The following is a 272-nucleotide window of genomic DNA, read 5'->3' on the forward strand; positions in this document are numbered from 1 at the left end:
TCATTTGTATGACTGCTTAAAAATTAGTTTAACAGTACCAATTGGTATAGCTTCTCAAAAACTCTATAAAAGCACAAAATGAACTTTCTAATAAAAGCTTCCAACTCTATGGGAAACATTCCTTATAGGACAATAAAAAGACTCATCTTATAGTCAGTGTTAAAAGGCGTAAAAAAAACCAACAATGGCTAAAGAAACACTGCATAGACTTTTTTAATGAGCAATTGAATGCAGTCTTTTAGACGATGACCCAACTTTAAGAATCTCCCTCT

Origin of the sequence: Bartonella sp. AA2SXKL (assembly GCF_042197205.1) — a bacterium.
Taxonomy (GTDB): Bacteria; Pseudomonadota; Alphaproteobacteria; order Rhizobiales; family Rhizobiaceae; genus Bartonella.